Source organism: Pseudomonas sp. Sample_21, from assembly GCF_004307525.1.
Lineage (GTDB): Bacteria > Pseudomonadota > Gammaproteobacteria > Pseudomonadales > Pseudomonadaceae > Aquipseudomonas > Aquipseudomonas atacamensis.
The window spans coordinates 32057-50741 of record NZ_RCNZ01000027.1 but is presented as its reverse complement, the minus strand read 5'-3'; the positions used below and the strand labels follow the sequence as shown (position 1 = coordinate 50741).

Annotated in this window: 14 protein-coding genes; 8 read left to right on the top strand and 6 right to left on the bottom strand. The window is 60.4% G+C overall.

The window, feature by feature from the left end; translation table 11 throughout:
• Window positions 1-302: 302 nt before the first annotated feature.
• Window positions 303-608, top strand: coding sequence for a DUF2288 domain-containing protein (locus tag D8U71_RS02220; RefSeq protein WP_016771353.1), 306 nt, complete (start codon window positions 303-305; stop codon window positions 606-608).
• Window positions 609-890: 282 nt separating this feature from the next.
• Here the strand turns inward: D8U71_RS02220 and D8U71_RS02215 are convergent, their stop codons facing one another.
• Window positions 891-3089 carry a hypothetical protein gene (locus D8U71_RS02215; protein ID WP_123442974.1) on the bottom strand — a complete coding sequence of 733 codons (2199 nt, stop codon included), beginning with the start codon at window positions 3087-3089 and terminating at the stop codon, window positions 891-893.
• Window positions 3090-3285: 196 nt separating this feature from the next.
• Here D8U71_RS02215 and D8U71_RS02210 point away from each other — a divergent pair, with 196 nt between their 5' ends.
• Complete coding sequence (locus D8U71_RS02210) at window positions 3286-4182, top strand: NAD(P)-dependent oxidoreductase (protein ID WP_177434876.1); 897 nt, start codon at window positions 3286-3288, stop codon at window positions 4180-4182.
• Here the strand turns inward: D8U71_RS02210 and D8U71_RS02205 are convergent.
• Complete coding sequence (locus tag D8U71_RS02205) at window positions 4073-6355, bottom strand: bifunctional diguanylate cyclase/phosphodiesterase (RefSeq protein WP_130887073.1); 2283 nt, start codon at window positions 6353-6355, stop codon at window positions 4073-4075. The genes D8U71_RS02210 and D8U71_RS02205 overlap by 110 nt on opposite strands.
• A 150-nt stretch (window positions 6356-6505) precedes the next feature.
• Window positions 6506-6874, bottom strand: coding sequence for a YkgJ family cysteine cluster protein (locus D8U71_RS02200; RefSeq protein WP_130887072.1), 369 nt, complete (start codon window positions 6872-6874; stop codon window positions 6506-6508).
• 302 nt (window positions 6875-7176) lie between these two features.
• Between D8U71_RS02200 and D8U71_RS02195 the strand changes: the two genes are divergently transcribed.
• The gene (locus D8U71_RS02195) at window positions 7177-8526 is read left to right on the top strand and encodes an MFS transporter (RefSeq protein ID WP_073475856.1); all 1350 of its coding nucleotides are present in this window, start codon (window positions 7177-7179) and stop codon (window positions 8524-8526) included.
• A gap of 162 nt (window positions 8527-8688) precedes the next feature.
• Here the strand turns inward: D8U71_RS02195 and rapA are convergent, their stop codons facing one another.
• A complete protein-coding gene (rapA, locus tag D8U71_RS02190; protein WP_122751984.1) occupies window positions 8689-11535 on the bottom strand; it encodes an RNA polymerase-associated protein RapA in 2847 nt (948 codons plus the stop codon).
• 239 nt (window positions 11536-11774) lie between these two features.
• Here rapA and D8U71_RS02185 point away from each other — a divergent pair, with 239 nt between their 5' ends.
• The 3 genes from D8U71_RS02185 (at window position 11775) to ccoM (ending at window position 12640) form a co-directional block, all read left to right on the top strand.
• Window positions 11775-12116, top strand: a complete 342-nt coding sequence (locus tag D8U71_RS02185) for a hypothetical protein (protein ID WP_024011931.1) — start codon at window positions 11775-11777, stop codon at window positions 12114-12116.
• Between the two features lie 94 nt (window positions 12117-12210).
• Complete coding sequence (locus tag D8U71_RS28305) at window positions 12211-12372, top strand: hypothetical protein (protein ID WP_016771347.1); 162 nt, start codon at window positions 12211-12213, stop codon at window positions 12370-12372.
• 154 nt (window positions 12373-12526) lie between these two features.
• Window positions 12527-12640 carry a cytochrome c oxidase subunit CcoM gene (gene ccoM, locus D8U71_RS28735; RefSeq protein WP_016771346.1) on the top strand — a complete coding sequence of 38 codons (114 nt, stop codon included), beginning with the start codon at window positions 12527-12529 and terminating at the stop codon, window positions 12638-12640.
• A 735-nt stretch (window positions 12641-13375) separates the two neighbouring features.
• Here ccoM and D8U71_RS02180 read toward each other — a convergent pair.
• Entirely contained in the window at window positions 13376-14851 is a 1476-nt protein-coding gene (locus D8U71_RS02180; RefSeq protein WP_016771345.1) for an inorganic phosphate transporter, read from the bottom strand.
• Window positions 14852-15221: 370 nt separating this feature from the next.
• Window positions 15222-15422: a hypothetical protein gene (locus tag D8U71_RS02175; protein WP_008080067.1), complete on the bottom strand. Its 201-nt coding sequence runs from the start codon at window positions 15420-15422 to the stop codon at window positions 15222-15224.
• Window positions 15423-16052: 630 nt separating this feature from the next.
• On the opposite strand from D8U71_RS02175, the gene pcaR reads away from it, so the two are divergent.
• Together pcaR and D8U71_RS02165 are read left to right on the top strand one after the other, a co-directional pair.
• Complete coding sequence (gene pcaR, locus D8U71_RS02170) at window positions 16053-16895, top strand: pca regulon transcriptional regulator PcaR (RefSeq protein WP_016771343.1); 843 nt, start codon at window positions 16053-16055, stop codon at window positions 16893-16895.
• A gap of 293 nt (window positions 16896-17188) precedes the next feature.
• Window positions 17189-18535, top strand: coding sequence for an MFS transporter (locus tag D8U71_RS02165; protein ID WP_130887071.1), 1347 nt, complete (start codon window positions 17189-17191; stop codon window positions 18533-18535).
• Window positions 18536-18685 lie beyond the last annotated feature (150 nt).

Below are 18685 nucleotides of genomic sequence, written 5' to 3'. Positions count from 1 at the left end.
GCAGAACCGGGTCAGATATCTTTGCGATACCCTCCGGAAAATGCCCCGGCAACTGTACCGGTACAGTGTAGAGCGCCGCTTGATCAACTGGGAAGCGGGCGCCACGGGGCAAAACTTGGGGGTGTCGCATTTTTGAATGAAAGAGACAGAATTGCGGCGGGGCAATCGGGGGCATATATCCCAAAAGGCAGCATTCCCTGGCGTTCCTGCTCTTTTCGTTCGGTGCAGCGATTTGCAACCGGGTTTTTCTGCCGGACCACCGACGTTATCATTCGCGTCGATTTCTTTTCCGGACAGCTCCCATGAATCAAGAACCTAGCACCCTCTATGCCAAGCTGCTTGGTGAAACGGCATCTATTACCTGGAAAGAGCTGGAGCCGTTCTTCGCCAAGGGTGCCCTATTGTGGGTCGACCCTGACCTGGATTTGATCGCCGCCGCCGAGGCCGTGGCCTCGGATGAAGGCGAGAAAGTCGCGGCCTGGCTGGCCGACGACAAGGTCGCCAAGCTGTCTGAAACGCGGGCACTGGATATTTTCGAACGTGATCCGCAGCTGTGGGCCGTGGTGGTTTCGCCGTGGATTCTGATCCAGGAAAGGGCGGCCGTGTAATTGCCCGCACTCTTTTGGTGCCTCGATTGCCGCACCGCAAGTGTGTAGCGGAGTAGCGTGATGGCACCTTGCCGTGGAGAAATGCCACGCCTCACGGTGACGTAAACGTAACGGGAACAGTTTATGGAGCGGCCTGAGGGTCGCTTAATTGTTTCTGGATGTTCGTAAGCTGAATTTGTCGGTGAGGTTGAGGGCGCCTTCGCGAGCAGGCTCGCTCCCACATTGGAGTGCACTTTCCTGTGGGAGCGAGCCTGCTCGCGAATGGCGCGACTCGGTGCTGGATCAGACCGAGTAAGTCTTCCCGGTATGGTTATTCAGCGAAATCACCTTGGTCTTGCCAATCCGGTGGCGGTAGATCTCGCGCAGGTACTTGATCGACTTCTTCACGCAATCACGCGACAGGCGAATGTCATTGATCGAGACGAACTTGTCCTTGTCGTTGATCAACTCACGGTATTTCTTTTCGTACATCGGTTTGATCGCGTACCAGTTGGTATCGAGGATCTTCGCCGGGTTTTCGAATTCGTTGAGCAGGTCGTCGATCCGCTCTTCGTCGAAGTCTTCCTGAATGATGAAGTCGAGAATCGAGTTATCCAGCGTCTCGTCGAAACGGTACGGGTTCTTCGCGAAGCAGCGCTTGATGAACGCCACGATCAAGGTCAGGAAATCGTCCGACAGGCATGGGCTCTTGGCGATCAGGGTGGTCAGCGACAGGTTGGCCGAAGCGCCGATTACCAGCGCATAGCGCTTGAGGGTGGTGTTGGGGAACAGGCTGTTGAGGTGGGTCTTCAACCGGTTCAGGTCCATGTACGACAGTTTGTAGTCTTTCGGCAGCGAGACGATCGACACCACCGACGAGCAATTCTTGAAGAAGTGCAAATCGTGCAGCGCGGCGGCGTCGTAGCCGGAATTCTTGTACTGCTCAAGCGAAGCGCGATAACGCTTGGATTCGATCGGCAGCAGGCTGATGCCTTCGATGGCCTGAGTGACCTTGTTGAAGTGCGGCAGGTCGATCGAGCGGAAGAACAGGTCGTCGATGTTCAGGCGCTGCGGCTCTTTATCGAAGACCTTGAACTTGTCGCTGCTCGGCGGCGGGGTTTCCGGGACTACCGATTCGGCGTAGGCAATCGCCACCGGCCCGGCCAGACTCATGAACAGGTCGTTGGCGTCCAGGCGGATGGTTTCGCCGATGTCGATGCCGGCGCGGCGGAAGTAGTTCTGGTCGTAGTCAGTAGTGACTGCCTGCGCTGTCAGAATGTTGAAGATCTGCTGCGAGATGTACTGGTTGGCGTGCTTCTCCATGGCATTGACATCAATGTTCTGGATATTGCCGTCATCGCTTTCTTCGGCGTAACGCATGATGTCGTTGGAGATCAGCATCATCGCGTTCCACGGGCGGATACGTCCCATCACGCTGGCTTCGCTGCTGTCTTCGTTGGCGAAGTTGTAGGAGAAATCCCATTCCTCCGACAGGTATTTGCACAGCAGGCGCCCGGCGTTGATGTGCAGCGCCTCGGACATTTCGCTGCGGTGGTCGGAAATGTTCGGCAGCACGCAGATGCCGCTGGTGAAGATCGGCTCGAACACAAACGAATGACCGCTCTTACCGTCATGCTCGTCCATCGGCTTGGTGTCGAAGGTCTTGTTCATGTACGAGTGCTGCTGCGCCAGACCGAACTCCGAGGCCATGCCCGAACCGGTACCGCCGCCGGCACTGAAGATCGAGAAATACAGGCGCGACTGGTTGGCCTTGATCCCGCAGCTGTCGATCAGGTACGAGTGGATCATTTTCCAGTCGGGGCTGGAGAAGCGCTGGGTGTCCTTGTTGAGGATGATCTTCGCCAGGTACTGGCCGAGGATCGGCGCGTTACCGGCGCCACCGGCGTGGACTTCAGACAAGTCCATGATCTTCATTTTGCTGTAGTCGCGCAGGAAGCCGCTTTTCTCGCCCTTGCGCGAGAAACGGATGCGCCCGGCTATGTCCTTGTCGAGGTCGCCGAGCATCACCAGCGGTTCGACCAGAAACACCGGTTTGGACGATTTGCTGGTGCCGATGCGCAGGTTGTTCTTGATCCACTGCGCCGGGCTGTAGCCCTTGTCGGCCAGACGCCGGTCGGTCGGGCGGTCTTCGTTGTTGAATTCGTTGAGGTAGAACTTGCGCGCGTTGTACACCAGCTCCGCCACGTCGAGGGCGATGTTGGAGCCGCAGCGACCGAGGCCGATCAGGCACACCGAGGGGAATTCCTGGTCGTTGTGCTGCTCGTTGTCGCCTTCCTGATGGGGCGGGCGCGGGAACACCGAATCGCGCAGGCCGTCGAGGTTATCGAGGATGCGGTCGGTGTTGGTCTCGGTGAAGTACAGGTATTGCTGGGTCGACAGCGGGCGCGAAGGCGGCGTCGGTCTGGATAGTGACGCGCTGTTCGCGGCGGGGCTCAGGGTCAGATCGGCTGTTGCACTGGCGGGGTTGTTTTTAGAGGTCATGGTGCGCCATTTACCTGGACTGGGTTGGCCCGCCGAACACTGCCGGCGAACCTCACGGAATAAGATCTCGCGTCTTGTGTGCGCGAATACGGCCCGGGCCTCGTAGTGCTGACTGGTCTGATCGCCGGGCGGAATCCTTTCCTGATCGTTGATGAATCGGCCATGATTCGGTGATCTTTAATCGAAAAGAGGCGAAATGATGTCAACGCTACCTTCGTTGGGGTTTGCCGGAATCGGCCTGATGGGCCTGCCCATGTGCCGGCGTCTGCTGGCCGCGGGTTATCCGCTGACGGTGTGGAACCGCAACCCGGACAAGTGTGCACCGCTGGTTGCGGCCGGCGCCCGACAGGTATCGAGCCCCGCTGAACTGTGCGCGCACGCCGACATCGTCATGCTGTGTCTGGCCGACACTGCCGTGGTGCGTGAAGTGGTGTTTGGTGCTGGCGGTGTTGCCGAAGGTGCAAAAAACGGCCAGCTATTGGTGGATTTCTCCAGTCTTGAACCGACCGCGACTCGCGAGATGGCCGCAGAGCTGGCCGAGAAAAGCGGCATGGGCTGGCTCGATTCACCAGTGTCCGGCGGCGTGGTCGGCGCCGAGGCCGGCAGTCTGGCAATCATGGTCGGTGGTGCAGCGGCAGATCTTGAGCGCGTGCGCCCGGTGCTGCTCAGCCTCGGTCAGCGCGTCACGCACATGGGCGGCATTGGCGCCGGCCAGGTGACCAAGGCCTGCAACCAGATGATCGTCGCCTGCAATGCGCTGGTGATTGCCGAAGTGGTGGCGCTGGCCGAGCAGGCCGGGGTCGATGCCAAACTGATCGCCGAGGCGCTGGCCGGTGGCTTTGCCGATTCCAAGCCCTTGCAAATCCTTGCCCCGCAAATGGCCGAGAGCCGTTTCGAACCGATCAAGTGGCACGTGCGCACGCTGCTCAAGGATCTCGACACGGCGGTGAAATTTTCCCGCGAGCAGGGCTCGGCGACGCCAATCAGCGGATTGGCCGCACAATTGATGCGCCTGCATGGGGCGCAAGGCTTTTTAGCGAAGGATCCAGCGACGCTGGTGCAAATGTATCGCGCGCCAGACTCAACGGATTGACCCCGAGGACGGGTTTGCGCTGGTTGATTTCATCGAGCACCGCGCGTAATTCGTCCAGCGGCACCGGGCGGCTGAGCAGATAACCCTGAATGAAATCGCAGCCCGAACGCTCGAGAAACTCGTATTGCTCCAGGCTCTCGACGCCCTCGGTGACCACCTGCAAATGCAGGGTGTGAGCCATGACGATGATCGCCTGGACGATCTCCATGTCCGCCGTGGCGGTGGGGATGTCGAGGATGAACGAGCGGTCGATTTTCAGGGTGTTCAGCGGCAGACGCTTGAGGTAGGCCAGCGACGAATAGCCGGTGCCGAAATCATCGATCGACAGCGACACACCGAGGGCGCGGATCTGCCGCAACAGCACCAGAGTGTTGGCAATGTTGCCCATCAAGGCGTTTTCGGTGACCTCCAGTTCCAGGCGTTCCGGGGCAACGCCCGCAGTGTGCAAGGCGTGTTCGATCTCCTCGGCCAGCTCTTCGCGCGCCAGATTCAGCGGCGAGCAGTTCCAGGCGATTTTCAATTCTGCACAACCATGCCGCGACAGCTCGCCAAGATCCTTGCAGGCGCGGCGCAGCACCCAATTGTCCAGTTCGGCGATCAAACCGTTGTTCTCGGCGATACCGATGAAGCGATCCGGTGTGAGCAAACCGTGAACCGGATGCTGCCAGCGAATCAGCGCTTCGAGCTTGGTCACGCGACCGGTTTTCACTTCGAAGATCGGCTGGTAGTAGAGCATCAGCGCGTGGTCTTGCCGTAGCGCACTGCGCAGTTCCTCTTCCAGTTGCAGCTCGAAACTGGCGCGGGTCTTCAGGCTGGAATTGAAGAAGTGCAGACCGTTGCGCCCGGCGCCCTTGGATTGGTACAAGGCCAGGTCGGCGTGCTTGAGCAGCTCTTCGCAAGTGGTGCCGTCTTCTGGGAACAGGCTGATGCCGATGCTGGTGGTCATCACCATGCGCCGGCCGGCCAGTTCGACCGGCTCTTTCATCTTGTGCATGATGCGCTGCGCCATACCACGCGCCTCTTCGCGGTCACGCAGGCTGATGAGGATGCAGAACTCGTCGCCGCCGAATCGCGCGACCACGTCTTCGTGGCTGCGCACCGAGCTCTTGATGTGCTGGGCGATGACTTTGAGCAGCGCGTCACCGGCGTCATGGCCGAGGCTGTCGTTGATGCGCTTGAAGTGGTCGATGTCGAGAAACATCACCGCGAGCATGCCGCCCTCGCTGGTTTTCTGGCTGAGTTTTTCGGCGAACATCTGGTTGAAACCACGGCGGTTGATCAGGTTGGTCAGCGCGTCGTAATTGGCCGCTTGCTGCAAAGACATGCGCGCCTGATCGAGTTGGCTGAGCAGGGCGTTGAGCCGGCGCAGGTCGTTTTCCTTGTTCTGCAGTTTCTTGTCGGCGAGGGCGGCGCTGATCGCACTGCCGAGAATCAACAGGATGATCAGCGCTACGGTCAGGCCCAGTTGCAGATGGCCGGTGTCGCCGCCGCTGGCTGCCAGAGCGCCTTCGGGAAGCACCAGATCCAGCGCAGCCATGCCGGTGAAGTGCATGCTGATGATGCCAGCGCCGAGTATCAGCGCCGCGCTGTACTTGAGCAATTGATGCGCCACGCCACTGCCCTCGCTCAAATAGCGCGCCACCCACAGCGCGGCGAAACTGGCGCCGATGGCAATCAGCACCGACAGCGCGAACAGCTCCGGCTGGTAGTAGGCGGTGGCGCTCGACTTCATCGCTGCCATGCCGACGTAATGCATGCCAGCGATGCCCAAACCGATGACACACGCGGTCTTCAGGCAACGCAGCGCGCTCGGCTGCACCTCACTGAGAGTGTGCATGGCCAGCCAAGAGGCGAGCAGGGCGATCAGCAACGACAAGAGGGTAATGCCGAGGTCGTACTGAATATCGATGGGGGTCTGGAAGGCCAGCATGCCGATGAAGTGCATGGCCCAGATGCCGCCGGCCAGGCAGGTCGCGCCGATCCAGCGCCAGATTCGCCGCGACCCCGGGTCTTCGGCATGCACCAGGCGCTCTGCCATGTCCAGGGTGGCGAAACTCGCCGCGCAGGCGACCAGATAGGCCACCATCACCAGCAAAGGATTGTGGCTGCAATCGAGGAGAATCTGCCCGCTCGCCGGCAGCTCGGCAACAAACTGCAAACCAAGCCACTCCATAGCATGCCCCGTCTCGGATTCATCTGGCCCGTGCGTCAATCAACGCAGGCGAATGAAAGCAGTATAGAGGCGGTTTTCCGGCTGCAAGCCGTAGTGGCACATTGGTGGTAATGATTTTGCCATTAGCCTCATAGCGATTCGCGCTAAGGCTCAGGCAATACGCTCCAGGGGCAGGTCGTTGCAGTGTGGCGGCAAGGGTGGCAGGCCGTGGGCGGCGCGGGCCTTGTCGCAGTCGGGATTGTGCTCGCCGTTCTCCCACGACGCCTCGAACTCGCGGCAGGTGCTCGAGCGCTTGTCATAGATCGTGCAGGCCACAGCGCTGCCGACCTCACCCGCCAGCGACATGCAACGCGCCGGTTTGCGATCGGTGCCGATCATTGCCACCCGGCTCGGGGTGATCTGCGCGACCAGTTCATCGGGCACCGTCCCGCCAGAGGATGCGCACTCACCCCAGAAAAAAGACACGCGAAAATGGGAACAGCAGGCACCGCAATTCAGACACGGACTGGCTTCGGACATGGGCGGGGGTATCAAAGGGGTTGATCGGAAGATCCGGACGGATCCGGCGGCCATTCTAGGCTTTGCCATGGCGTTGGGAAGGGGGGGAGCGAAACTATTTTTTTGTCGCCGGATTTTGCCGCGAAAGCCCCGTACGGCGGGGGATTCCAGACTTATCAAGGGCTTACGTTTCGTTACAGTGCGATGGGTCGATATCAGGCTGACGAATGATGACAGACAGCCCCGGCGCAGCTGACTAGATTGCAGGTTCCGGGCTCGACGCGCTGGCAGTGAAGCCCTCATAACAATAAAGAGACGGACCCATGCAGAACTCGACCCAAGCGGCGAATGCCTGGCGCATTCTGTTCCTGCTGTTCCTCGCCAACCTGTTCAATTTCTTCGACCGCACCATCCCGGCGATCATCATCGAACCGATCCGCATGGAATGGCACCTCAGCGACTTTCAGCTGGGCATCATCGGCACCGCGTTCACCATCGTTTACGCGATTGCCGGCCTGCCACTCGGGCGCATGGCCGACACCGGTTCACGCAGCAAACTGATGGGCTGGGGCCTGGCGACCTGGAGTGCGCTGACTGCGGTCAACGGCATGGTCGGCAGTTTCTGGAGTTTCCTCATCGTGCGCATGGGCATCGGCATCGGCGAAGCCAGTTACGCACCAGCGGCCAACTCGCTGATCGGCGATCTGTTTCCGGCGCACCGTCGGGCGCGGGCGATGGGTATTTTCATGCTTGGCCTGCCGCTGGGGCTGCTGCTGGCGTTCTTCACCATCGGCGCGATGGTCAAGGCGTTCGACAGCTGGCGTGCGCCGTTCTTCATCGCCGCCGTGCCGGGGCTGATCCTCGCGGTGTTCATGTTCTTCATCAAAGAGCCGAAACGCGGCGCAGCGGAAACCGTGCAGGTCTCGCAAGAGAAAGTCGACAAACCGATCCGCCGCGTCCTCGCCGTGCCGACCTTCCTGTGGCTGGTGATGGCCGGGCTGTGCTTCAACTTCGCGACCTATGCCTGCAACTCGTTTCTGGTGCCGATGCTGCAGCGCTATTTCCTCATGCCGTTGCAGGAGGCGGCGGTGGCCACCGGCGTGATCGTCGGCGTCACCGGACTGGTCGGGCTGACCCTTGGCGGCTGGATCGCCGACAAGATTCACCAGCGCTTCGCCAGTGGGCGGCTGCTGTTTGCCGCGTTCAGTCTGATCATTTCGACCCTGTGTACGGCGTGGGCGCTGCATGCCGGGCGCATCGAGATCGGTGTGTTCGTCGCGGTGTTCAGTGTCGGCTGGCTATTCGCCTACAACTTCTATACCTGCGTGTACACGGCGATTCAGGACGTCGTCGAACCGCGCCTGCGGGCCACGGCGATGGCGTTGTTCTTTGCCGGTCTGTATCTGCTCGGCGGCGGGTTGGGTCCGGTGGTCGTGGGTGGTCTGTCGGATCACTTCGCGCATACGGCAATGCTGGCCGCAGGGGCTGAGCAGATGACCGAAGCGTTCAAGGCTGTCGGCCTGCACGACGCGATGTACCTGATCCCGGTGGCGCTGTTCCTGACGATGGTCTTTCTGTTTCTGGCATCGCGGTGTTTTGTTCGCGATGCACAGCGGATGAAGGAGGGGTTGGTAGCGGTGGTTGAGCCAGAAATTTCTGCGGCGACTGCCTGACCGTTTTCGCGAGCAGGCTCGCTCCCACAGTTTGGAATGCATTTCATTGTGGGAGCGAGCCTGCTCGCGAAGGGGCCATCAGCATCACCTGACAAATAACAGGCAAACAAAGAGGCCCGCATCACTGCGGGCCTCTTGGTTTTCAGCGGTGGAGCGGGGCGGTTAACCCGCCACCAACACCCGAATCGCTTCCAGGCGCAGCGCCGCTTTGTCGAGCATCGCCAGACCCTGCTCACGCTGAGTGCGCAACGCCTCCAGTTCGCTGTCGCGCACGGTCGGGTTGACCGCTTGCAACGCGGTCAGGCGCGCCAGTTCTTCGTCGGTGTCGGCGGCCAGACGACGGCGCGCTTCGGCCACACGCTCGGCGTGACGCGGGGTGATCTTTTCTTCGCCGGCGTTGATCCGTGGCGTCAGCTGATCGCGCTGGGCCTGGATGAACTTGTTGGCGCTGGCCCGTGGCACGCTTTCCAGCTGATCGTTGAGGGTTTCGAACGACACCCGTGGCGACAGGTCGTTGCCGTTGGCATCGAGCAGGCAACGCAGCGCCGCCGGTGGCAGGTAGCGACCCAGTTGCAGCGAGCGCGGTGCGACCACTTCGCTGACGTAGAGCAATTCCAGCAATACGGTGCCCGGCTTCAACGCCTTGTTCTTGATCAGCGCGACGGCGGTGTTGCCCATCGAGCCGGACAGCACCAGATCCATGCCGCCCTGCACCATCGGGTGTTCCCAGGTGATGAACTGCATGTCTTCGCGCGACAGCGCCTGGTTGCGGTCGTAAGTGATGGTCACGCCTTCGTCGTCGCCCAGCGGGAAACTGGCGTCGAGCATCTTCTCGCTCGGCTTGAGGATCAGAGCGTTTTCCGAATGGTCTTCGCTGTCGATGCCGAACGCGTCGAACAGGGTTTCCATGTAGATCGGCAGGGCGAACTGGTCGTCCTGCTCGAGGATCGCTTCTACCAGCGCTTCACCCTCGCCAGCGCCACCGGAGTTGAGTTCCAGCAGACGGTCGCGGCCAGTGTGCAGCTCGGCTTCGAGACGCTCACGCTCGGCGCGTGCTTCGTCGATCAGCGCTTGCCACTCGCCGTCATCGGCTTCTTCGAGCAGCGGCAGCAGGCGCGGGCCGAACTGATGCTGCAAGGCGTTGCCGGTCGGGCAGGTGTTGAGGAACGCATTGAGCGCTTCGTGGTACCACTGGAACAGGCGCTCTTGCGGGCTGGTTTCCAGGTACGGCACGTGCAGTTCGATGATGTGCTTCTGGCCGATCCGGTCGAGACGGCCGATGCGCTGCTCGAGCAGGTCCGGGTGCGACGGCAGATCGAACAGCACCAGGTGGTGAGCGAACTGGAAGTTGCGACCTTCACTGCCGATTTCCGAGCAGATCAGCACTTGCGCGCCGAACTCTTCATCAGCGAAGTAGGCGGCGGCGCGATCACGCTCGAGGATGTTCATGCCTTCGTGGAACACCGTGGCCGGGATGCCGGAACGCACGCGTAGGGCGTCTTCCAGGTCCATCGCGGTTTCGGCGTGGGCGCAGATCACCAGCACTTTGGTGCGCTTGAGCATTTTCAGCTGATCGATCAGCCACTCCACGCGCGGGTCGAATTTCCACCAGCGCTCTTCTTCACTGGCTTCCGGCTGGGCCTGGAAGCTGACTTCCGGGTACAGCTCGGCGTGTTCGCCCAGTGGCAGTTCGAGGTATTCGTCGGGGCACGGCAGCGGGTACGGGTGCAGTTTGCGCTCCGGGAAACCCTGCACGGCCGCGCGGGTATTACGGAACAGCACGCGGCCGGTGCCGTGGCGATCAAGCAGTTCACGCACGAGGCGGGCGCTGGCTTCAGTATCGCCATCGTTGACGGCGGTGAGCAGGGCTTCGCCTTCGTTGCCGAGGAAACCGTGAATGGTCTTGTGCGCCTCGGCGGAGAGACGGCCCTTGTCGAGCAGTTCCTGCACCGCTTCGGCGACCGGGCGATAGTTATCGCTCTCGGCGCGGAACGCGGCCAGGTCGTGGAAACGGTTCGGGTCGAGCAGGCGCAGACGGGCGAAGTGGCTGTCCTGACCGAGTTGTTCCGGGGTGGCGGTGAGCAGCAGCACGCCGGGGATGACTTCGGCCAGTTGCTCGACCAGCGAATACTCCGCGCTGGCCTTGTCTTCATGCCAGACCAGATGGTGCGCCTCGTCGACCACCATCAGGTCCCAACCGGCAGCGAACAAGGCGTCCTGTGCCTTCTCGTCGTCGACCAGCCACTCCAGCGCGACCAGCGCCAGTTGCGTGTCTTCGAACGGGTTGGTGGCATCGCTTTCGATAAAGCGTTCTTCGTCGAACAGCGCGACCTGCAGATTGAAGCGGCGGCGCATCTCCACCAGCCACTGATGCTGGAGGTTTTCCGGGACCAGGATCAGCACGCGGTTGGCGCGGCCCGAGAGCAGTTGGCGATGGATGACCAGACCGGCTTCGATGGTTTTACCCAGACCCACTTCGTCCGCCAGCAATACGCGCGGGGCGATACGGTCGGCGACTTCGCGGGCGATGTGCAGCTGGTGCGCGATCGGTTGCGCGCGCACGCCACCCAGGCCCCACAGCGAGGACTGCAACTGGCGGCTGGTGTGTTCAAGGGTGTTGTAGCGCAGGGAGAACCACGGCAGCGGGTCGATCTGTCCGGCGAACAGGCGGTCGCTGGCCAGACGGAACTGAATGAAGTTCGACAGCTGGGTTTCCGGCAGCGTGACGACCTCGTTCTGCCCGTTGAGACCGTGGTAGACCATCAGCCCGTCGACGTCGTCGACCTGCTGCACGGTCATCTTCCAGCCTTCGAAATGGGTGATGGAGTCGCCCGGCGAGAACCGCACGCGGGTCAGGGGCGCATTCCGTAGCGCGTACTGGCGGGTTTCGCCAGTGGCCGGGTAAAGCACGGTCAGCAAGCGGCCGTCCTGTGCCAGAACGGTGCCTAAACCAAGCTCTGCTTCGCTGTCACTGATCCAGCGTTGCCCCGGTTGATACTGCTGCGCCATGCTGCCTGACTCCCACCTTGAAAAAGCGGGCTATCTTAACGGAATGCAGGCTTCAGGGCCAAAGGAATAGGAGCAGCGGCAAGCTTTTAGCTTCGAGCTGCAAGCTGAAGCCGAGGCGTCATGTGTCGCTTTTTTCAAGCGGCAGGGCACCTGTCAGTGTCTACCGGGTCACAAGTTTGCGACAGGCGGCTCAAGGCGCCTGCACCCCAGCCGATAGCCTGCAGACAGGAGACCTTTATATGTTGCCACCGATGCTCCCCTTGAGCGCCGTGCCGATCACTTCCCAGCAGGATCCGATCCGCCAGCGGCCGGACATCCCGCCAGTGGTGCCGGTGCAGGAAAGCTCCAACGAAAGCACGATCGATCTGCAGAAGCGTGATCCGGAAGAGGATCGTCTGCTGGCGCGCGAAGAACAGCGTCGTCAGCAGGAACGTGACCGCCGACGCCGCGAGGCGGATGAAGATCCTGAAGAGCATCTGGCCGTGCCGGGTACCGAGTTGAACGCCGACAACACCGTGCCGGTGGTGCCGTTGATAGACGATCAGCCGCGTCAGGGGCTGTGGGTCGATATCGAGATTTGAGCAGTGACTGGTCAGCGCCTGCGCCAAGCGGCATGATTGGCGCAATCCTGCCGGTGACGGCAGCTGTGATCTCTTCTGCGATGTGCCGGACGCCATGAGCCAAGACGACAAACTGATCGACCTCAGCACTGAACGCGCCAAGCGTGTGCATGACCTCAACGAAAAGCGCCTGAACGAAGTGCGCCAGGCTTTCGAGCAGGCGATGCCGTTGGGAAAAGCCAAGAAAAAGTCGAAGAACAAGCCGAAAAAGCGTTGATCTCCCGCTGCATTGGTTGATGCAGGTCAGTTATTTCCCCTCCTTTATTTCCCAACGTTGCGGATATTGATCCTGGTCAATATGTGCGCCTGTGTGTTTGTTAATTTGAATCCATCGCAGCAAAGCAAAGCAAAGCAGGGCCGGGAGGTCAGTCATGTTTTTCGATAACGTGGTGTTTGCCGGGGTTCTCACGGTGGGGCTCATGGTGCTGTTTTTTGCAGGGTTTGGATTTTTTATCTGGAAGGATGCGCATAAGCGGCGCAAGTGAGTTCTTCTGGATTTGATGGGCACGCAAGGCATTTTGGGGCGACTTCGGTTGCCCCTTTTTTTTGGGCCGTGGCGGCCTGTGGGCCGACCAGGCTGTTGGGGTTTTGGGTGAATATCCGTTGCTTCGGGTGTGGCTGCTGGCGGTTTCGCCCTTACGGCGAGTCACCTTTTTCAAACGCCAAAAAGGTAACCCAAAAGGCTTGCTCCTACGTTCGGCCCTCGCAGGCTCGGGTTCCTTCGCTCCGGGACTGATCCGGGCGCAGCGGCTCCGGTTTGCTTCGCTGCACCTCCTTCCGCTGTGTCTGGCTGCGCCAGACGGTCGCTGCGCTCCCACCCCCGGATCAATCCCTCCGCTCAGCCTTCCGACGTCGCCTGTGAATCAAGATCAAAAGCGGTACTCGAGCTTGCGCTCATTGTTTTGAGTGGTGAAAAGCGTGTGATCTGCTTTGGATCTGTGTTGGATTCGCCCCTCACCCCAGCCCTCTCCCCGAGGAGAGGGAGCTGATTTGTGTGCTTTTCAAATCCTGAGTTCAACTCGGACTTTCACATCGACGTAACTCGCTCAAACACCTCGGTCAGTTCCCTCTCCCTCCGGGAGAGGGCTAGGGTGAGGGGCTCTTGATCTGGCTTTTGCTTTGGCTTTTGATCTTTTGCCCCTTCGGCATACTTCTTAGCCCCAATAACAAAAAAGGCGTGATCCTCACGAATCACGCCTTTTCCAATCAACAGCTAACGATCAACTACCCAAAGCCTTCGAAGCCAACCAGAACAATCCGGCCGACAGCGCCACGGTCGCTGGCAAGGTCAACACCCAGGCCAGCAGAATAGTCTTCACCGTGCCACCCTGCAGGCCGCTCTTGTTGGCAACCATGGTCCCGGCAACACCCGAAGACAACACGTGAGTGGTCGACACCGGCAGGCTGAAAATGTTGGCCATGCCGATCAAACTGGCGGTGGTGATCTGCGCCGACATGCCCTGGGAATAGGTCATGCCCTGCTTGCCGATCTTCTCGCCAATGGTCAGCACTACGCGCTTCCAGCCGACCATGGTGCCCAGGCCCAGTGCCAGGGCGACCGCCAGAATCACCCAGAACGGGGCGTATTCAGTGGTGGTGGTCAGGTCTTTGCGCAGCTTGTCGAGGTCAGCCTTTTCACGGGCTTCCAGGCCAGGCAGCTTGCCGACTTTCTTCGCCGTGTCGTCCAGGCAGAGCAGGTAGCGACGCACTTCGATGCGGCTGTCCGACGACAGCGAATGATAGTCCGCTACACCTTTGAGAGTGTGCAGCAGGGCGGTGATGGTCGGTTCGGTCTGCTGCGGGTTGCAGCGGAATTTCTCCGGCAGGTCGCCTTCCACGCTCTTGCCCAGGGCCAGGAACTCACCCAGCGAATCGGCGTTGCGCTGGTAGAACTGGCTCAGGTGCAGGGTCGCGTCGCGGGTGCGTTCGATCTGGTAGGTGGTGCTGTTCAGATCGAGTACGAACTGCGCCGGGACGATACCGATCAGCACCAGCATGATCAGGCCGATGCCTTTCTGGCCGTCGTTGGAACCGTGCACGAAGCTTACGGCCATTGCCGAGATCACCAGGACCAGACGGTTCCAGAACGGTGGGTGCTTTTTGTCGTCGATCTTGCGGCGCTGTTCCGGTGTCTTGTGCATCTTCGACAGCGGGCGCCACCATTTCAGGCCGATCAGCACCAGCGCGGCGATGAGGAAGCCGGCCATCGGCGAGAACACCAGCGAGGCGCCAATATCGATCGCTTTCTGCCAGTTCACGCCATCTCTCAACGGAATGTCGTTGATCAGCGCGTTGGCCAGGCCGACACCGAGGATCGAGCCGATCAGGGTGTGCGAGCTGGAAGCCGGGATACCGAAGTACCAGGTGCCCAGGTTCCAGGCGATTGCCGCGGCGAGCAACGAGAACACCATCGCCAGGCCATGGCCGGTGTTCACATTGATCAGCAGCTCAACCGGCAGCAAGTGGACGATGGCATACGCCACGCCCACGCCGCCCAGCAGCACGCCGAGGAAATTGAACACACCGGAAAAGAACACCGCCAGGTGTGGCGGCATGGCTTTGGTGTAGATAACAGTGGCTACCGCGTTAGCGGTGTCATGAAATCCATTGATGAACTCGAAGGCGAGGACAAACGTCAGGGCGAGCAAGAGGCTCACAAGCACCCAAGCATCCAGTCCGCTGAATAAATCGATCATGAAGGTTTTCTGACCCGGTCGTAAGGGGGCGCGATTATGCCAGAAAAGACAGGAAATCGATGCCCCGTCTGCTCACTGGTCACACCCTTCTTCGATTTAATTTGTTGCAGGGCGTGAAAACCAAGCAGCACGCAGGGTTTTTCAACTACTTGATTTTATTGAATAAACTAGATTTTCGAGCCGTTTTTTCAGACATCGCAAAGGCTCAAACGCTTGTCTGAAATATCTCTGAAACCTGTGGGACGCTCGTTCATAAGCCGCAGAACAGCGATGCAGCCGCTGCCCGCGGATAGCGGGCGCGCGAGGTGTCGTCTTCCACCGCGCTGTGGCTCAGGCGGACGCCGACTTTCGAATGCTCAACCGCCGTGGCTCATGGCTCTTCGGCTTTGAGTTCCTTTTCGATCTTTTCGATTTCCTGCTTGAACACCTGATCCTGAACGGTAGGGCGCTTGCGCCATGCCTTGCGTTCCGGTTCCGGCTGAGCGGCGTAGGTGGTGACTTCCCCGCCGTAAACTTCCTTGTAACGTTGTTCCTGGCGCTCTAGTTCCGCGCGCAGTTCGTCTTTTGTCACGGTGCTACCTGTATGAGTTGAATTGAATATCCGGTGAAACACACTGCAACGAGTCAATTGAGCGAGCCCGACAGTCATCCACAGCCCGATCGGGCGCGGAGACATTGCAGAGGCGATCAAGACTTCCGTGTTACAGGCGGCTACGGCACCAGATAAAAACTGACGCAGCATCAGTTTCCTGTTTCAGCGAGCGCTGGCGTTGCATGTGTGATGGGCGCCGGGCGCTGGCCGGAGCTGAGACGAAGGACCTCGTTTCAGCAAGTCGCGGGCTTTTGATTAAAGCGCCGCGACTAGGGTGCATTATAGCGGCCGATTCGGGAATGACTATCTTTGCCAAGTTAAAAACGGTTCTGAATGTGTGATGGTTTTGTTGCTGGCAACTTTTGCCGCTAGTTAAGTGTAAAGACAGCGTTATAGAACCGGCGTTCTGTTTTTGGCGCCATTAACTGGAACAACTAAGTTGCGAGCAGAATCGCTAAAGCTGCCTCAAGGATGAAGAGGAGAGCGGGGGCTGGATTGCGATTATCGGTCGGCGGTTCGATAATCGCCCAATGTTGGCGCCCCGGTGCTTGTGCATCGCGCGGCGAGCCGTTTGACTAGGCATCGATGCGTGCCGGACAAGGACAAGAAATGAACGATCAAATGCGCAACTCCTTCACCTCGGTGGCGCCGCCCATTGTCGCCTCGCCGGCCAAGCGCATTCAGGCGCTGACCGGTGATCCGGATTTCATGACGTCCCTGGCCCGTGGTCTGGCCGTGGTGCAGGCGTTTCAGGAACGCAAACGCCACCTGACCATCGCGCAGATAAGTCATCGCACTGAAATCCCTCGCGCCGCCGTGCGCCGTTGCCTGCACACGCTGATCAAGCTCGGCTACGCCACCACCGACGGCCGCACCTATTCGCTGCTGCCGAAAGTGCTGACCCTCGGCCACGCCTATCTGTCCTCGACACCGCTGGCGGTCTCGGCCCAACCGTATCTGGATCGCATGAGCGAGCAACTGCACGAGGCCTGCAACATGGCGACGCTAGAGGGCGATGACATTCTCTATATCGCGCGTTCGGCGACCACTCAGCGATTGATCTCGGTCGACCTTTCCGTCGGCGGGCGTCTCCCTGCCTATTGCACGTCGATGGGGCGCATTCTGTTGGCCGCGCTGGACGACACCTCCTTGGGCGAATACCTCGACCACGCCGAACTGGTGGCCAAAACCAGCCGCACCATTCATACCCCCGACGCGTTGCTCGAATGTTTGCAGCAGGTGCGGCAGCAGGGCTGGTGCATTGTCGATCAGGAACTGGAACAGGGCCTGCGCTCGATCGCTGTGCCGGTGTACGACGCCTCCGGGCAAGTGGTCGCCGCGCTGAATGTCAGCACCCACGCCGGGCGGGTCAGTCGCGCCGAGCTGGAGCAGCGCTTCTTGCCGGGCCTGCTCAGCGCCAGTCGCGACCTCAGTGCGCAGTTGTTCGCCTGAGGAAGCTGTTCGATAAACGCACAGTGTTGCGTTTATCGAATTGACGCTAAAACCCTCGGATCATTAATGTCGCGGCAGCGTCATCCGGCGCTGATGTGAATGAGCTCGCCGGACTGTCGACCCCATAATAATGACAAGAGGCAACTCACCATGCGCTCGCTCCCCGACTGTCTGTATCCCACCCGTTGTTGCCGGGTTCACCGCAACGCCTGATTACAACCTTCTATTCTTGTGACCGTGCCTTCCTTTGGCCGGCCGCCGTTCGACTGCGTTTTTTGCGTGGAATAAAAATAATGAACCAGCCTCAGTCCGCTGTGGGTAACTGCCTCGATGTGCAGACCTTCATCAACGCCCAACCGATCTCGCGCTATCAGTGGCGGGTGGTGATCCTGTGTTTCCTGATCGTATTTCTCGACGGCCTCGACACCGCCGCCATGGGCTTCATCGCCCCGGCGCTGTCGCAAGACTGGGGCATCGACCGCGCCAGCCTCGGCCCGGTAATGAGTGCCGCGCTGATTGGTATGGTCTTCGGCGCGCTCGGCTCCGGCCCGTTGGCTGACCGCTTCGGGCGCAAGGTTGTCCTCGTCGGTGCGGTGATTCTGTTCGGCGGCTTCAGCCTGGCCTCGGCGTACAGCACCAACGTCGAACAACTGCTGGTGTTGCGCTTTCTGACCGGTCTCGGTCTCGGCGCGGGCATGCCCAACGCGACGACGCTGCTCTCGGAATACACACCCGAGCGCAAGAAGTCGCTGCTGGTGACCAGCATGTTCTGCGGCTTCAACCTCGGCATGGCCGGCGGCGGTTTCATCTCCGCGAAGCTGATCCCGGCGTTCGGCTGGCATGCTCTGCTGATGATCGGCGGGATCCTGCCGCTGATCCTCGCCGTGGTATTGGTGTTCTGGCTGCCGGAATCGGCGCGCTACCTGGTGGTGCGCAACCGTGGCACCGACAAAGTACGCAAGACCCTCGCGCCGATCGACCCGGTTACCGTTGCCCAGGCTGCGAGCTTCAGCGTGCCGGAACAGAAGACCGTGAAGGCGCGCAATGTCTTTGCGGTGATCTTCTCCGGCACTTACAGCACCGGCACGCTGCTGTTATGGCTGACCTATTTCATGGGCCTGGTGATTGTGTACCTGCTGACCAGTTGGCTGCCGACGCTGATGCGCGACAGCGGCGCGAGCATGGAGCAGGCCGCGTTCATCGGTGCGTTGTTCCAGTTTGGCGGCGTGTTGAGCGCGGTCGGCGTGGGCTGGGCGATGGATCGCTTCAATCCGCACAAGGTCATCGGCGTTTTCTACCTGCTGGCCGGGGTGTTTGCCTACGCCGTGGGACAAAGCCTGGGCAACATCACCTTGCTGGCGACGCTGGTACTGGTGGCGGGCATGTGCGTCAACGGCGCGCAATCGGCGATGCCGTCATTGGCGGCACGCTTCTACCCGACTCAGGGCCGTGCGACCGGGGTGTCGTGGATGCTCGGCATCGGCCGCTTCGGCGCGATCCTCGGCGCGTGGATGGGCGCAACCTTGCTTGGCCTGGGCTGGAATTTCGAGCAAGTGCTGACCGCACTGGTGATTCCGGCCGGTTTGGCGACGGCGGCGGTGCTGATCAAGGGCATGGTCAGTCATGCGGATGCGACCTGAGGCAGACCCATGATCGTTCCCACGCTCCGCGTGGGAATGCCTCAACGGAGGCTCTGCGTTCGGCTGTACAGGGACGCGGAGCGTCCCCGGCAGCATTCCCACGCGGAGCGTGGGAACGATCATTAGGGAGGCAACAATCCGTTCGATAAA